This is a genomic window from Psychromonas aquatilis (genome assembly GCF_038155185.1).
In the GTDB taxonomy this organism is placed as follows: Bacteria; Pseudomonadota; Gammaproteobacteria; order Enterobacterales; family Psychromonadaceae; genus Psychromonas; species Psychromonas aquatilis.
In genome coordinates, this window is record NZ_JBAKAZ010000139.1 from 1 (window position 1) to 512 (window position 512).

Sequence of the window (512 nt, forward strand, 5' to 3'; positions counted from 1 at the left end):
CTGAGAAGGGGGTAAACTTGCATATTCTTTACTGTTACAAATCGCTAAAACTGATGCCCGTTCAGCATCAGTTAATTTGTTTTTCGGCTCCGGTCTATCAGCATCAAGGCGTCTATCTCCAACCGTCAGAGCATCTTCTTTTATCCAGCGACGATAGGTTCTCAGACTTATTCCTGCTTCAGAGCAAGCAATTGCTTTTCTAGCTCCGGCTGTAAAAGCCTTATTAATCAGAGTAATTAACTTTTGTCGTTCAAGTAATGCCGTTAGCTCTCCTCGTCCTCTTGGCCGTAGAAAGCGTTCAACTTTTTTCTTAGCACCAATATGGCAGCAGTTTCAGCAAGTGCTTTCTCCTTGCGTTGTAGCTCTTTTTTTAGTTTCTTAATCTCAGCTTTATCAGCTTGGGCTTCTTTAATACTGGCTTTTTTGCTTACTTTTTTTATTTGCATGCCTTGTACAAACTCACTTTTCCAAACCTTTATTTGCTCTGGATAAAAGCCATTTTCACGGCAATA

General features: G+C 40.4%; 1 pseudogene. It reads right to left on the bottom strand.

The window, feature by feature from the left end:
- Positions 1–263 precede the first annotated feature (263 nt).
- A pseudogene (locus tag V6256_RS15180) lies at positions 264–512 on the bottom strand (IS3 family transposase); the annotation flags it as partial.